This is a genomic window from Amycolatopsis sp. lyj-84 (assembly GCF_046549075.1).
In the GTDB taxonomy this organism is placed as follows: domain Bacteria; phylum Actinomycetota; class Actinomycetes; order Mycobacteriales; family Pseudonocardiaceae; genus Amycolatopsis.
Genome location: NZ_JAJPWO010000006.1, coordinates 313922 through 328557 on the forward strand (window position 1 = coordinate 313922; position 14636 = coordinate 328557).

At 68.8% G+C, this 14636-nt stretch carries 11 protein-coding genes; 7 read left to right on the forward strand and 4 right to left on the reverse strand.

Annotated elements, in window-relative coordinates; translation table 11 throughout:
• Positions 1-74 precede the first annotated feature (74 nt).
• The gene (locus ACLJRM_RS20995; RefSeq protein ID WP_410664030.1) at positions 75-3824 is read left to right on the forward strand and encodes a glycoside hydrolase family 2 TIM barrel-domain containing protein; all 3750 of its coding nucleotides are present in this window, start codon (positions 75-77) and stop codon (positions 3822-3824) included.
• A 429-nt stretch (positions 3825-4253) separates the two neighbouring features.
• Here ACLJRM_RS20995 and ACLJRM_RS21000 read toward each other — a convergent pair whose 3' ends face one another.
• Both ACLJRM_RS21000 and ACLJRM_RS21005 read right to left on the reverse strand, forming a co-directional pair.
• The gene (locus ACLJRM_RS21000; RefSeq protein ID WP_410664031.1) at positions 4254-5117 is read right to left on the reverse strand and encodes a LysR family transcriptional regulator; all 864 of its coding nucleotides are present in this window, start codon (positions 5115-5117) and stop codon (positions 4254-4256) included.
• Positions 5118-5172: 55 nt separating this feature from the next.
• Positions 5173-5799, reverse strand: a complete 627-nt coding sequence (locus ACLJRM_RS21005) for a cupin domain-containing protein (RefSeq protein ID WP_410664032.1) — start codon at positions 5797-5799, stop codon at positions 5173-5175.
• Between the two features lie 819 nt (positions 5800-6618).
• Here ACLJRM_RS21005 and ACLJRM_RS21010 point away from each other — a divergent pair.
• From ACLJRM_RS21010 to ACLJRM_RS21030, 5 genes are all read left to right on the forward strand, one after another.
• A complete protein-coding gene (locus ACLJRM_RS21010; protein WP_410664033.1) occupies positions 6619-7866 on the forward strand; it encodes a sensor histidine kinase in 1248 nt (415 codons plus the stop codon).
• Positions 7857-8507 carry a response regulator gene (locus ACLJRM_RS21015; RefSeq protein WP_410601327.1) on the forward strand — a complete coding sequence of 217 codons (651 nt, stop codon included), beginning with the start codon at positions 7857-7859 and terminating at the stop codon, positions 8505-8507. The genes ACLJRM_RS21010 and ACLJRM_RS21015 overlap by 10 nt, the downstream gene beginning before the upstream one ends.
• A gap of 122 nt (positions 8508-8629) precedes the next feature.
• Positions 8630-9160, forward strand: coding sequence for a hypothetical protein (locus ACLJRM_RS21020; RefSeq protein ID WP_410664034.1), 531 nt, complete (start codon positions 8630-8632; stop codon positions 9158-9160).
• 11 nt (positions 9161-9171) lie between these two features.
• Positions 9172-9858, forward strand: coding sequence for a VC0807 family protein (locus tag ACLJRM_RS21025; RefSeq protein WP_410600938.1), 687 nt, complete (start codon positions 9172-9174; stop codon positions 9856-9858).
• Positions 9859-9927: 69 nt separating this feature from the next.
• The gene (locus ACLJRM_RS21030) at positions 9928-11154 is read left to right on the forward strand and encodes a macrolide family glycosyltransferase (RefSeq protein WP_410664035.1); all 1227 of its coding nucleotides are present in this window, start codon (positions 9928-9930) and stop codon (positions 11152-11154) included.
• Between the two features lie 57 nt (positions 11155-11211).
• Here ACLJRM_RS21030 and ACLJRM_RS21035 read toward each other — a convergent pair whose 3' ends face one another.
• A complete protein-coding gene (locus ACLJRM_RS21035; protein ID WP_410600940.1) occupies positions 11212-11538 on the reverse strand; it encodes a hypothetical protein in 327 nt (108 codons plus the stop codon).
• 449 nt (positions 11539-11987) lie between these two features.
• On the opposite strand from ACLJRM_RS21035, the gene ACLJRM_RS21040 reads away from it, so the two are divergent.
• Positions 11988-12974 (forward strand): transcriptional regulator, encoded by a 987-nt coding sequence (locus tag ACLJRM_RS21040; RefSeq protein WP_233224168.1) that lies wholly within the window; start codon positions 11988-11990, stop codon positions 12972-12974.
• A 194-nt stretch (positions 12975-13168) separates the two neighbouring features.
• Here the strand turns inward: ACLJRM_RS21040 and ACLJRM_RS21045 are convergent, their stop codons facing one another.
• Positions 13169-14194, reverse strand: coding sequence for a methyltransferase (locus tag ACLJRM_RS21045; protein WP_410664036.1), 1026 nt, complete (start codon positions 14192-14194; stop codon positions 13169-13171).
• Positions 14195-14636 lie beyond the last annotated feature (442 nt).

Genomic DNA, 14636 nt, shown 5'->3' on the forward strand with positions numbered 1-14636 from the left:
TCCCGGTGCCGGGGTGCGGGATGGTCAACGGGTCAGCTTCCGGCTCAGCTGAACTCTCTGGGAGGTTGAACGCAGTGCTGCGAACACGCCCCATGATCCTGGTCCTGGCGTTGCTCGCCGGGACCCTCGTCGCCGCCGGATCCCCGGCCGCGGCTGGCGGCCCACCCGCCGACGTCCAGTCCTATCTCGACGATCCACGAAAGGTGGCGGAAGGGCAGGAGCCACCGCACGCCTTCCTGAAGCCGTACGCGGACGTTTCCGCCGCCGCCCGCCGGGACGAGCGCAGTCCCTACACGCTGTCGCTCGACGGCAAGTGGCGGATCGCGATGGCGGACAACCCGTCCCAGGTCCCGGCCGGTTTCCACGAGGACGGCTACGACGCTTCACGCTGGCGCGAGGTTTCCGTGCCGCACACGTGGCAGACAGACGGTCTGGACCACCCGATCTTCCGCAACATCGCCACCGAGATCCAGCCCGACGATCCGCCGCGCGTCCCGCGTGACGTGAATCCGACGGGCGCCTACGTCCGGGACTTCCCGCTGCCCGCGGACTGGACAAAGAACAGGACATTCCTGCGCTTCGACGGCGTGACGTCGGCGTACTTCGTCTGGGTCAACGGCACGTACATCGGCTACGACCAGGGTGGGTACACGCCGGCGGAGTTCGACATCTCGTCCGCGCTGCGGCCCGGGCCGAACCGGATCGCCGTGCAGGTGCACCGCTGGAGCGCGGGCGCCTACCTCGAAGACGTCGACCAGTGGCGGTACTCCGGCATCTTCCGTTCGGTGACCCTGCATTCGGCGCCGGGGACGTTCATCCAGGACGTCGGGCTGACGACCGACCTCGACGCGACCTACACCGACGCCACCCTCGAGGCCGCGGTCGAGGTCGCCGCCAAACCCGGTGGGACGACGGGCAGGCACCGCGTCGGGCTGAGCCTGCGTGACGCGGCGGGCAAGGAGGTCGGGACGACGAGCGGAGAGGTCGACGCGGGTGGCGAGACCGCGCTGAGCCTGCCCGTCCGCAACCCCGCGAAGTGGACGGACGAGACGCCGAACCTGTACACGGCCGTCCTCACGCTGACCGCGTCCGACGGCCGCGTCACGCACATCACCAGCGAGACGGTCGGGTTCCGCGAGATCGAGATCCGCGACAAGCAACTGCTGGTCAACGGGAAGCGAGTGTTGTTCAAGGGCGTCAACCGTGCGGAGACCGACCCGGACCACGGGAGACATGTGCCGCGGAAGGCGCAGGAACGTGACGTCGCGCTGATGAAGCAGCTCAATGTCAACGCCGTCCGGACCTCCCACTATCCGTCGGACCCCTACTTCTACGAACTGGCCGACCGGCACGGGCTCTGGATCGACGACGAGATCGACATCGAGACCCACAACCACGAGAACTGCGCGAGCTACTGCCAGGCGAACGACCCGGCTTGGCGGGACGCGTTCTTCGACCGCATGATCGGCATGGTCGAACGGGACAAGAACCACCCGAGCGTCTTCCTGTGGGACACCGGCAACGAGGCAGGCCTCGGCGCGCACCACTTCGCGCTGGCGGAATGGCTCGACGCGAACGAGCCGACCCGGCCGATCTACCACCAGTCCAACAGCCCCGACGGCGACGCGCCCTTCGCCGACGTCTGGGGGCCGAGGTATCCGTCTCCGGAGAAGTTCGCCGAACAGGCGAAGAACACCACCAAACCGCTGATCTTCGGCGAGTACGCCCACGCGATGGGCAACAGCCTGGGAAATTTCCGAGAGTTCTGGGACACCATCCGCGCGAATCCCCAGACGCAGGGCGGCTTCATCTGGGACTGGGCCGAGCAGAACATCCGGCAGCAGATCCGGACCACCCCGGATTCTTCGGGCAACGACATCTCGGCGCACGTGACCGGGAAACCGGATCTGGTCGAGGGCCATCGCGGCAAGGCGCTGGGACTGTCCGGATTGGACGATTTCGTCGAGGTGTACCGCGACCGGAGACTCGACATCACCGGAAAGGCGCTCACCCTCGACGCGTGGGTCAAGCCGGGGAAGTGGACCGGTGACTTCCGCATCCTCGGCAAGGGCGACCACCAGTACGCGCTCAAGATGAAGACGCAGGACACCCTGGAGTTCTTCATCCACAGTGGAACGTGGCAGGCGGTCCAGGCCAAGGTGCCTGCCGACTTCTACGGCAACTGGCACCGCGTGAGCGGTACCTACGACGGCACAGCCCTGCGGCTGTACCTCGACGGCAAGGAGATCGGGAGCAAACCGTTCACCGGCGCGATCGACTCGTCGTCGGCCGAGGTCAACGTCGGCCGCGACTTCGAGACGTCGTGGAACGACCCGTCGAGTATCGGCTGGATGGGTCGCGGCGCCGTCGACGACGTCCGGATCTACGACAAGCCGCTTTCCGTCGCGGAGTTGTCCGGCGATACCCCCGCGGACGGGGCGTTGCTGGCGCTGGACTTCGACAGTGTCGCCGACCGGGGGAGCCACCTCTCGTACGGGTCGAGTCTGTCCGGTGTGGACGGTCTGATCGGCTCGGATCGTTCGGTGCAGCCGGAGACCGCGCAGATGGCGTGGGCGCATCAGCCGCTCCGGTTCGCCTACTCCGGCGGTGTTCTGTCGGTGACCAACGAGCGGCAGTTCAAGGGCACCGACGAGCTGAACCTGCGCTGGCGGGTCCAGGAGGGCTCCCGGATCGTCGCGCGCGGCGAACAGCTGTTGCGGGTCGGAGCCGCCTCGACCGGGAAGATTTCCTTGCCGGTTCCGGCGAATCCGGGCGATCGTGAGCGGTTCCTCACCGTCGAGGCGGTGACGACGAAGGGCGAACCGATGCTCGCGCGGGGACACGTCCTGGCGCACGATCAGTTCTCCCTGGGCGGCAAGCGGGTCCCGGGCCTGGACCGGACTCCGCTCGACGGGAAGTCCGTCGACGTCGCGGAGGACGCGGCTTCGGTCACCACGTCGGCCGCGGGCGTCACGTACAAAGTGGACAAAGCCACCGGCGCGCTGACGTCGATCCGGCACCAGGGCAAGGAACTGCTGACCGGGGGACCGAAGCTCGACGCGTGGCGGGCGCCCATCAGCAACGAGACCTTCGCGTGGGGCCGGGCCGAGGGTGAGGACTGGCGCAAGGCCGGGCTCGACCGGTTGAAGACCGCTGTCACGGGTGTCCGGGTCGAGAAGGACGGGACACGAAGCGCACGGGTGGTCGTGGACAGCCGGGTCGCGGCGCCGGACGTCACCGGGGCCTGGTTCGACCAGACGATGACCTACACGGTCGACCGGACCGGGACGCTGAGCCTCGGCAACAAGGTGGTGCCGCAGGGGAGTGTGCGCACTTTGCCGTACCTGCCCCGGATCGGGGTCTCGCTCGCCGTGCCGGATCGGTACGACCGGTTCGCCTGGTACGGGCGGAAGGCCGAGAGTTATGTCGATCGCAAGGACGGGACCCCGATCGGCGTGCAGTCGAGCACCGTGGATCAGCAGTACGTCGAGTACCACCGGCCGCAGGACCACGGCAACCACACCGACAGCCGGTGGGCGCTGCTCACCGACGGCCGGACCGGTGGCCTGCTGGTCGGGGGTGCGAACGACGTCAGCGTGACACCGTTCGACGACCTCGACCGGGCCGCGTACCCGTTCCAGCTGCAGCGCAACAAGGGCTGGTTCACGCTGCACGCGAGCCACGCCGTGACCGGCGTCGGGGACACGCCCAACCCGGTGCGGGAACGCAGCCAGGTCCGGCAGGACCGCACCTACGAGTACACGTTGTCGCTGCGGCCCCTGACGTCGCAGGAAGCGCGGGCGGGGGTGCCGACCGGCGGCTGATCTTCGGCCTCGTGAGTGGTAAGGGCGGTTCTATTGAGGGTAAGGCAAACGCGCCGTGTTCGCGGGCCGCCCATGCCGGACTGAAGGCTCCCTTCACCGCGTCCGATGCGGTGAAGGGAGCCTTCAGTGTCGCGGATCTGGACCGGCCGACGAGAGCCAGCCGCACCCCGACCGTCCACACGGGACACTTCCAGGCGAGTAGTGTCTGATTGATGCCCATGTGCGCGCTTTGCAAAGGGGTCGTGAGTGACAAAGCGGGTTCTGTAATGACTTCCGCGGGACACGAAATCGATAAGGCCGAGGAGGCGCTGGGCGCCGACGCGCTGCTGATCGGGCGTTGGCAGACCTGACCCGAATCGATCGCGCGGAGCCTGGTACGGCTGGTGAAGGTGTTTTCGGAGTCGCGGGAGGTCTTCCGGCCCGCTTCGGCTATCGCTGCGGAAGCGGTGGCTGCCGAAAGGTGAGCGGCGATCGACTCCATTGGGCCGACAGGATCGTGTCCGCCAACGCCGCCGCCGAGCCCCGTGCCGTTCCCCGGTGGCTCAGCACGAACGTCACCGATCCCGGATCGGGCAACCCGCTGATCGGGACCAGCCCGTCCGGGACCACGGACGCCGCGAACAGGCCGACGCCGAGTCCTGCTTCGAGCGCGACCCGTAGGCCGTTGAGCCGTTCGCTGACGCAGCCGATCCGCCACTGGACACCGTTACGGCGCAACGCGTTCAGTGCGCGGGCCCGGGTGACGCTCGGCTCCGGGTAGAGGACCAGCGGCAGCGGCTCGCCCGGGATCAGGTCCAGTCCGGGCGAGCTCACCCACACGAGCGGATCCCGTCGCACGCCCTGTCCGGAGTCGCGCTTGGCCAGCACCAGGTCGAGGTCTCCGTCGGCGAGCCGGGAGTGCAGCACCTCGCTCAGCTCGACCGACAGTTCGAGGTCGATCCCCGGATACGCGCTGCGGAACCGACCGAGGACGTCCGCGGCGTGGCCGAGCAGGAAGTCCTCGCACACCCCGAACCGGACCCGCCCGCGTGCGCCCGGCCGGGAGAAATATCGCAGTGCGCGGTCCTGCTGGTCGAGCATGCCACGGGCGAATCCGGTCATCGTCTCGCCGTCGCCGGTGAGCCGCACGCTGTGCGTGTCGCGCTCGAACAGCACGCTGCCGAGCGCCGTCTCGAGGCGGCGGACGTGCTGGCTCACCGTCGACTGCCCGAGATCCAGCCGGCGGGCGGCTTCGGAGAACCCGCCTGCCTCGGCCACGGCGAGAAAAGTGCGCAGCAGCACCGGATCGATCACTACTCCGGAGTACCACTGTCAGTGCGCGACCGTCTACCATGTGTGTGCGCTGCCACTACCGGCGGCGGGTGATGACCACCGGCTTGAGGTCCTTGGGGATCGCGGCGAACGCGGACACCGGAACCCCGAACGAGGCGGCGAGAATCTCCCTCGGCAGCGAGTTCAGCGTCCCGACGATGCCGATGTCGTCGTTCGGCTCCCCGGTACTGGTGTTGAACATGACGAGCACGTCCAGGCCTTCGGTGGTGCTGGAATTCGCGAAATAGTGAAAGAACCCCTGCGGGGCGAAGACGAGTTCCCCTGCGCTCGCGCTGAAAACTTCGTTGTGATAGCTGCCGTCCTCGTGCGTGCCGAGAATGCTCCAGTCCGACTTGCCGGAAATGATGTAGCTCAGCTCCCACGCGGACGGGTGCCAGTGCGGCTCGCGGACCCCGCCGGGGTCGAGGTGCACCAGGTACACCGAGCCCTGCTGACCGGCCAGGACCGGGAAGTTCTTCTCGTGGGCTCCGCGCAACGTCCCGCCGTCATGGACGGCCGGCGCAGATTTGGCGAGCGGGAAAACATGCGACGGCGTGGTCGTTTTGGCAGGTTCCGCCGTGCTCGCCCCCGCCGTCCCGAGCGCAGTCGCGGCGGCGATTCCCGCACCCGCGCCGAGCGCACCCCGCCTGCTGATTTCCGACATTTTCTCCGCCTTTCCCAAAAGAACGAGGAAGATTAGCTTCCTCATGATTCTTCCAAAAATACGAAGACCGGAAAGTGTCTCGCGCGGATCACTGCTATCGCGTGCCGCGATGAGCGGCCGCGCTGCTGAATCTGTGGAACAACGACATTTCCGGCGCGCTCGGTCTGGGGCCGTCGAGGCCGCGATGGCGGAGGCGGCCGGCCGAGGGTGCGGCTCGGGCATGGTCCAGGCCCTCGCCAGTGTTGTCCGACATCCGGGTTCGCCGGGTGGCCATCATCGCTTCGAGTACGAGGCCGAATTGTTTTTGGTTGTCGGGGTCGGTGGTGTCATGTGGATCCTTGCCGGCGGTGGCTTTGCTGCCCGACGGCAGATCCGATTGTCTCCCGGGTGCGATCAACCTCTGCAGCCGTCGGGACGGAGCCTTCACCAACGACGCTGTCGACCACGCCCTGATCCTGTCCGCACATGCCTCGATCGCCCTGACGGGTACCGCCGCCGGCCTGCGCGAAAACCAACTACGGCAGGCCATCGACAGCCGCGACATCATCGGCCAGCGTCCGCCCAGCCGGGGCCGTTGCCCGCAGCCCCCGGCGCACCGGCCAGAATCACTGGGCCGAACGAGCGGCGCGGCAGGTCGGAAACGTCCGATTCGGCGGTTGTGTCGGACTCGGGTGGGGCAAGGGGCGGGGCTTGTGCGCCCAGCCTGGTGGGGCTAGCCCTACTCCGGGTGGCTCGGTGCGGACAACGGGTCACCTCGCGGTGCAGACTTGTCTCAGATCCGATCGACGGGACCGGCGCGAAGGGGAAGAGGACATGGCCATGCGAGGGCTGGTGAAGTGGGCGGCGGACGCCGGGACGGGGTTCTGGCGGGCAGCGGCGCTGACCGCGGTCAGCATGGTCGTCCCGGCCGTGTGGGCCGCCGCGGTGTGGCTGATGATCGCGTGGGGCAGCCCGTGGGCGGCGACCGTGCCCGCGCTGTGGGCGGTGGTGGCCACCTTCCTGCTCGCCCGGCCGATCTGCCGGACCTTCCGGTTCTTCCGCCGGAGCTGGACCGGCGTGGTCGTGCCCGGCGGGTACCGGGAACCGGTGCCGGCGGTGCAGATGTCCACCGGGTACTGGTGGAACGGGTCTTCGTACGCGAAGAGCCGCCGCGAGGCCGAAAAGGACCAGCGGCTGCGGATGCTCTGGAGCGACCCCGCCACCTGGCGCGATCTGCGATTCGTCTGGATCGCGCCGTTCACGGCCGGGATCGCGGCGGCCGTCCCGCTCGCCGGGGTCGCCTGCCTGGTCTGGGGGATCCTCGCCCCGGGCCTGGTCAGCATCCTGCTCGCGGGGGTCGGCCTGGTCGCGGCGGTGGGCGCCGCGCCCTACGCCTGGCGGGTCATCGCGCCCGTGACCGACCGGTTCCTGCGCGGCTCGCCCGCGATGATCCTGGCCGACCGGGTGGACGAGCTGACCGCCCAGCGCGCGGACACCACGGTCGCGCAGGCCGCGGAGATCAGCCGGATCGAGCGCGACCTGCACGACGGCGCACAGGCGCGGCTGGTGGGGCTCGGGCTTTCGCTGGCCACCGCGGAAAAACTCATGGAAAACGACCCGGAAACCGCGCGGGCGCTGCTGCGGGATGCGCGGGCCGGTGCGGCCGCCTCGCTGTCCGAACTCCGCGAACTCGTCCGCGGCATCCGGCCCGCGGTGCTGAACGAACGAGGACTGACCGACGCGGTGCGCGCCTTCGCGCTGGACAGCCCGCTCGAAACGACAGTCAGCACGGATGTGCAGCTGAGCCTGGACGCGCCCATCGAGTCCGCGCTGTACTTCGGCGTCGCCGAGCTGCTGACCAACGCGGCCAAGCACGCGAGCGCGACGAAGGCGACCGTCCTGATCGCCCGGGACTCCACCAGCATCGCCATCGAAGTGGAGGACGACGGCAAGGGCGGGGCGAACGAACAGAACGGCGGGGGGCTCGCCGGACTGCGGCGGCGCCTGGCGGTGTTCGATGGCGACCTGAAGATCACCAGCCCCGTGGGCGGTCCGACCCGAGTGAGGATGAGCGTGCCGTGCGAGTAGTCGTTGCCGAGGACCTGTATCTGCTGAGGGACGGAATGGTCCGCCTGCTGGAGGCGTACGGCCACACGGTGGTCGGCACGGCCTCCACCGGCCCGGAGACCCTGGAAGCCCTGCGGACCCTGAAGCCGGACGTGTCCATCCTCGACGTCCGGATGCCGCCGACCCAGTCCGACGAGGGGCTGCGCGCGGCGCTGGCCGCCCGCAGCGAGATGCCGGGCCTGCCGGTGCTGATCCTCTCCCAGCACGTCGAACAGCTCTACGCCCGCGAACTGCTGGCCGACGGCACCGGCGGCGTCGGGTACTTCCTGAAGGAAAGCGTGTTCGACGCCGACCAGTTCATGGACGCGCTGGAGCGCGTGGCGGGCGGCGGCACCGCGATGGACCCGGTGGTGATCAGCAGACTGCTCGCCAGCGGCAGTTCGAACCGCCGGCTGGAAGCACTGACCGAACGCGAGCACTCGGTGCTCGGCCTGATGGCCGAAGGGCTGTCCAACCAGGCGATCGCCAAGCGTCTCTTCCTCGGCGACAGCGCGATCAGCAAGTACACCACCTCCCTGTTCGGCAAGCTCGGCATCACCGACGACGACAGCAGCAACCGCCGCGTGCTGGCGGTCCTCGCCTACCTGAACAGAGCCGGCTAGCCAGTCCGGCGGGCCAGCGGCACCGGTCCCGACGGGTCTCCGGCGCCCGGTTTCGTCATGCCCTCAGTCGCCTACACAGCGAACAGGATCAACCACTCTCAGTTCACTCGAAAGGAGGCAGCATGATCGCGACGTTGACCGACCGGTACGTGGCCGCCGTTTTGCGGCACGTGTCGTGTCGGGCGCGGCCGCAGCTCGAACGGGAACTGCGCGCCGTGATCACCAGTGAAATCGACGAACGCATCGCACTGGGCGAATCGACCTGCGAGGCCGAGTACTCCACGCTCGAGGACCTCGGCGACCCCCGCCTGCTGGCCACGCACTACGCCGACCGCGCCACGGTGCTGATCAGCCCGGAGACCTATCCCGACTACGCGCGGGCGCTGCGCTGGGCGGTGGCGGTGTGCCCGCCGGTCGCCTACACCGCCGCCGCGCTCGACCGCCGGGGGCGCGGGGCTTCGGCGTCCGCGGCGCTCGTTGAGCCACTGCGGCTCGCGCTGACCATGGCGGCCTACCTCGCGGTCGCGGTGACCGTCTGGTTCGTCCTGGTCGACCGCGTCCGCGCGGACCGGCCGGACGGCGGCTGGACGCCCGACGCGCTGCTGCCCGCCTCCGCCCGAACCGACCATCGGCAGCTGATTTTCCTCCCCTGAAAGGAATTCCAGTGAACACCAGCCAGACGAGCACGGTGCAGTCCGTCTCGAGCGAGCACGAGTCCAAGAACATCCGCCGCGAGATGCTGCTCAACCTCGGCATCAACGTGGCGGCCCCGATGGCGCTGTTCTACGGTCTGCGCGGCGCGGGGCTCAACCAGTGGGTCGCGCTCGCCATCGGCATGGCGCCCGCCCTGCTCCGCGCGGTGTACACGGTCGTCAAACAACGCAAGATCGACGTCACCGCGCTGTTTTCGCTGAGCGTCATGCTGTTCAGCATCGTCATCTCCTTCGTCACCGGGAGCCCGCGGCTGCTGCTGGCCAAGGACGGCCTGCTGACGGTGGTGATCGGCGGCTGGATCCTGCTCAGCCTGCTGCGGATGCCGTTCATCTTCCAGCTCACCCGGTCGATGATGTCCGACGAGGCCCGCGAGCGCGCCGACCTCAAATGGGCCAAATCGCCGACTTACCGGCACGTCATCCGGGTCATCACCGCGATCTGGGGCGTGGTGCTCGTGCTCGACGCCGGGGTGCGGGTGCTGCTGGCCTACACCCTGCCGATCGACAGCGTGCCGCTGATCAGCGGTCTGCAGTTCATCGGCGTGTACATCGTGATCGAGGTCACCACCCGGATTTACGCGCGCCGCAAGGGTTTCGCCGAAGCGGTCGAGGCCGAAGCGGGCGTCCCGTACATGTGAGCGGAGTCCCCGGCTTTTCCTGATTCGGTCCCCACCGCTGTTCTAGGAATCTCGCAGAGGGGCACATCCATGGGCAAGCACATCGCTTTCGTCAGCATCCCGGCGCAGGGCCACGTGAATCCCGCGCTGCCGCTGGTGTCCGAGCTGGTCGCGCGCGGGCACCGGGTCAGTTTCGCGACCGCGCCGGCCCGGCTCGACCAGGTCGCCGCGGCGGGTGCGGAGCCGGTGCCGGCTCCGTTCCGGCTGCCGCTGCCGCCCGGGGACGGCAAACTCCTCGACGCCGGCACCGTCGGCCTGCGGTTCGAGGAGTTCTACGAATCGGTCGTCGAGGTCTTCCCCCGGCTGGTGGAGCATTTCGCCGCGGACCGGCCCGAGCTGTTCTGCGTCGACGCGATGACGCCGGTCGGCCGGATGGTCGCGCAGAAACTCGGCGTCCCGCTGGCCGCCATGCATCCCACCCACGCCAGCAACAAGGAATTCTCGCTCCGTGCCACCGTGATGGGCATCGAAGGAGCGCTTTCGGACCCGGCCTCGGTCGAGGTGGTCATCGGCGCCGTGCAGGAGGTGGGCCGCAAGGTCCGCGCTTTCGCCGAGGAAAACGGGGTCGACCCCGATTACGACATGTTCGACTATCCGGCCGACCACAACCTCGTTTTCATCCCCCGGGAATTCCAGATCAAGGGGGAGACTTTCGACGACCGGTTCCGTTTCCCGGGGCCGACGATCGTCGAACGACCCGACGCCGGGAACTGGCAGCCCGACGGGAAACCGCTGCTGTACATCTCGCTCGGGACTTTGTTCAACGACAACCTGGAATTTTACCGCAGCTGCCTGGACGCTTTCGGCGGCACGGAATGGCAGGTGGCGATGTCGGTGGGCGCGGAGGTCGACCTCGCGGAGCTGGGCCCGGTGCCGGGCAACATCGACGTGCGACCGCATTTCCCGCAGCTCGAAGTGCTGCGCGAGGCCTCGGCGTTCGTCTCGCACTGCGGCATGAACTCGACGATGGAGGCGCTGTTCTTCGGGGTCCCGCTGGTCGGGGTGCCGCAGCAGGCTGAGCAGTTGATCAACGCCGAACGCGCCGCGGAGCTGGGCTTCGGCGCGGTCCTCGCGCCGGAGGAGCTGACCGCGGCGCGGCTGCGGGAGAGCGTGGAAGCGGTCGCCGCCGACGGGCGGATCCGCGCGAACCTCGACGAAATCAGTGCCAAGCTGCGGGAACGCCGCGGCGCGGTGCTGGCGGCGGACGCGTTGCTGGCGCAACTGGACCGAACAGCGGCGGACGCGCTGCCGGACTGAACGCACGAGAGCGCGGCGATCCGGTCTCGGCCGGGTCGCCGCGCTCTCGTGCGCGCCTCACGCCTTGTCGGCGCCCGCGGCCGCCTCGACGGTCTCTCCTTCGATCACATCGCCTTCCGACGCCTGCCTCGGCACGGCGGGCACGGACAGGCCGGGCACGGTCAGGTCCGGGACCTTCTTGACCGCGGCGAGCGCCGCTTCGATCGCCTCGGCGAGCGTCGGCGAAACGTTCTCGTCGAAATCGACCTTGGTGACCTGAATGTCCGCGTTGGTCGGGAGCGAGTCGGTGCCGAAGGTCGCGTTGCTGAACCCCAGCTCCTTCAGCGTGACCGACTCTTCTTCGGTGATCTCGCGGCTGAGGACGAGGGAAAACTTGTGCCCCACGTAACGTCACCTCTCAACGTTGCCAAGCATTGTGAACGGTAGGCGGGCACCCGGACACGACCTGCTCCACGCACCCGTCTCGAAAGATACGCAGCCGCGCGGGTGTTCAGCCCGGTGTTCAACTGCCCACCCCGACGATCCGAGGGGCGGGGCGGACCCGGTAAGGGGTGCCGGGTGATCGGCTAGGGGTTGCTAGGGGATCGGCGCGGAAATAGTGTCGGAAGCGAGGCATCCGCCAATGAAGTCGGGTGTTCCGGCGAATGTTTCCTGTAAGACCGGCGACGTTTGTCGCGATAATGGGGACCGTTTTTCGCGCGGCCGCGTCTGGGGGCGGACGGCTGCGGCGCGGTCGCTGTGGGCGCGGTCACGGAAAGCGTTCCCATTCTCTGTCCGCCCCGGTTTTCCATCGTCATATGGGGGTTTGCACAGTGTTGCTTGCAGACAGCGACGTGTCTTCTGCCGAAACGGGTCCGCAGGATTACGACCTGATCGGGCCGGGGGTGTACGCGGTGCCGATCGTGCGCCTGCTTCCCGGCGATTCGCCTCGGCTCAACGGTGAGGACAAGGTGCACGTGCTGCGCCTGGCGGCGATGGAGACGATGCTGCCTCCGATCCAGGTGGACCGCGCGACGATGCGGGTCGTGGACGGCATCCACCGGCTGATGGCGGCCTCGCTCAAGGGCGAGCACACCATCGCCGTCGAGTTCTTCGACGGCAGCCCGGAGGACGCGTTCCTCAAATCGGTGGAGGCGAACGTCGAGCACGGTCTGCCGTTGACCCAAGCCGACCGCTCCGCCGCCGCGCTGCGGATCCTCCGCACTCATCCCACCATGTCCGACCGGGCGATCGCGAAGTCCACCGGGCTCGGCGCGCAGGCCGTCGCGGCGCTGCGGCGGTCGTCGGATTCGGTGCCGCAGTCGAATTTCCGGGTCGGGCGGGACGGCAAGGTCCGTCCGCTCAACAGCGCGAAGGGCCGGCTGCGGGTGGCCGAGCTGATGCGGGAGAACCCGGACGCGTCGCTGCGCCAGCTGGCCAGGACGGCCGGGGTGTCGCCCGCGACCGCGCTCGACGTGCGCCGCCGCCTGGAGCGCGGTTCGGGTCCGGTGCCGAGCCAGGATCGTCGCGACCCCGGCGAAACGCCCGCCCCGAAGGCTGCCGCGCCCGCGCCGGAGCCTGCCGAACCCGGTGTGCCGGCCGCGGTCACTCTGGAAGTGCTGATGCGCGATCCGTCGTTGCGGCAGAGCGAACTGGGCCGTCGGCTGCTGCGGATGTTCCGGGACAACGTGCTGGGCGCGAAGGCGTTGACCGATATCGCGGCGTCGGTTCCCTCGCATTGCATCGAGATGGTCACTCAGCTGTCCCGGGACAACTCCCGGATCTGGGAGGACTTCGCCCAGGAACTGGCTCGACGCGCAAGGGCTAGCGGAGTGGCCTGAGCCACCGGCCCGAGAGAGGATTTCGCGGCTTCCCCGCCGGTGTGGCGGGGGAGCCGCTTTTTCGGTGTGTGCTTCGGGATCGCGGCCGGAGGCGGGGTGTCCGAATGTTCGGGTTCAGGGGGCAGCGCGTTTCCGTTCCGGGGGTGCGAAAGAACGCCACGGGCGCCCGGCCCGTGGCGTTCTCGACGTGCGGATCAGACCGTGGCCGGCGCCTCGGCCAGCTTGCAGGTGGCGACGCTGAGGTCGGCCGGGCACGGGGTGATCGACTCGACGTGCAGGCCCGCGTCCGCGGCTTCGCGGCGGATGTCGGCCTCGGTGCGTTCGCGGGCGTGGGTCTCGCCCACCACCATCTTGATCACGTTGCGAAACGCCGCGCCGGAATCGTGCTCGGCCAGCGGGTCGATGACCAGCAGCGTCGGGTTGTCGCTGGCGGCCATCGCGGTGCGGATGTTCGACAGGATCCGCACGCTGCTCTCGGAGCTCCAGTCGTGCAACACGTTCTTGATCAGGTAGAGGTCGCCGCCCTCGGGGATTTCCTTCAGGATGTCCGCTGGGCGGTAGGTGAGGCGCTGCTTGAGGTCTTCGTCGTCGGAGGCCCGGAGGTCCGCTTCCGCGCGCCGGCAGGTGTCGGGCCGGTCCACGCACACGCCGTACAGGTGCGGATGGGCTGCCAGGATCGTCTTGAGCAGCGCGCCGTTGCCGCCGCCGACGTCGACCACGACGCGGACGTCCTCGAAGGGCACGTGCTCGGCCAGCACCACGCCGATCGGGCGGGACCAGTCCTGCATGGCGAGGTCGAAGATCCGCGAGGTCTCGGCGTCGTTCTCCAGGTACTCGTACAGCGAGACCCCGAACGCGGCGGGCATCACCGCGGTGCCGTCCTTGACCGCCTTCGCGAGCCCGCCCGCGGCCGCCTGTCCGTAGAGGCCGCAGATGAGCGACGCCAGGTGCCGGATGGACTGCGGGTGGTCGGATTTGAGCTGCTCGGAGGCGGCGGTGTTGGCGTAGCGGCGGTCCTCGTCGACGGTGAAGATCCCCAGCGCGGCGACTGCCTGCATCAGCGATTCCAGCGAGACCTGGTCGGCTTCGATCGCTTCGGCGATCTCGGCGCCGGTCTTCGGCCTGTCGGCGAGCGCGTCCGCGATGCCGAGGCGGGCGACGGCGCCGATCGCGGCCGACGAGATCGACCCCATGACATGACTCAGCAGTGACACTTCCATGGCCCTTGGCTCTCCCCGGCTGGCTGGTGAATTGGCAGGCTCGTGCATTGGCTGGCGTGCTGTGCACACTAGGAGAACCGGGGTCGCGGGGGCGGGCGTTCAACCGCCCGCGCGCCCGGAAGTCGTTCAGCCGCACGGAAAGGGCAGTTGAACAACTCTCGCGGTCTTGCGCTTCTTCCAGGCCGACGACGAGGCTGAGGCCATGACTGGTGCTCTCGAGGTTCCGGGTGCGCGGCGCAGTCGGGTCACGGCGACGCGCGGGTCTCGGCCGGCGGCGTGAACCTCGCGGGACTCTCCGGTCACCGAAGCCGATTTCGACACGCGTCACTGAAATGCGCTGGGCCGCACGGTGCGGGCGCCCGTTCGGGGTGCGCCCGCGAATCCGTCTGTTATTCCGCCGTGGTCGCCCCGCCGCGGCGCTGTAGTGCGCAAGAGACAGAAC

Coding starts and splice junctions, on each gene's coding strand:
- ACLJRM_RS21005 (WP_410664032.1), bottom strand. CDS start 5,799: ATGTCGGAAATCAGCAGGCGGGGTGCGCTCGGCGCGGGTGCGGGAATC.
- ACLJRM_RS21010 (WP_410664033.1), top strand. CDS start 6,619: ATGCGAGGGCTGGTGAAGTGGGCGGCGGACGCCGGGACGGGGTTCTGG.
- ACLJRM_RS21020 (WP_410664034.1), top strand. CDS start 8,630: ATGATCGCGACGTTGACCGACCGGTACGTGGCCGCCGTTTTGCGGCAC.
- ACLJRM_RS21030 (WP_410664035.1), top strand. CDS start 9,928: ATGGGCAAGCACATCGCTTTCGTCAGCATCCCGGCGCAGGGCCACGTG.
- ACLJRM_RS21045 (WP_410664036.1), bottom strand. CDS start 14,194: ATGGAAGTGTCACTGCTGAGTCATGTCATGGGGTCGATCTCGTCGGCC.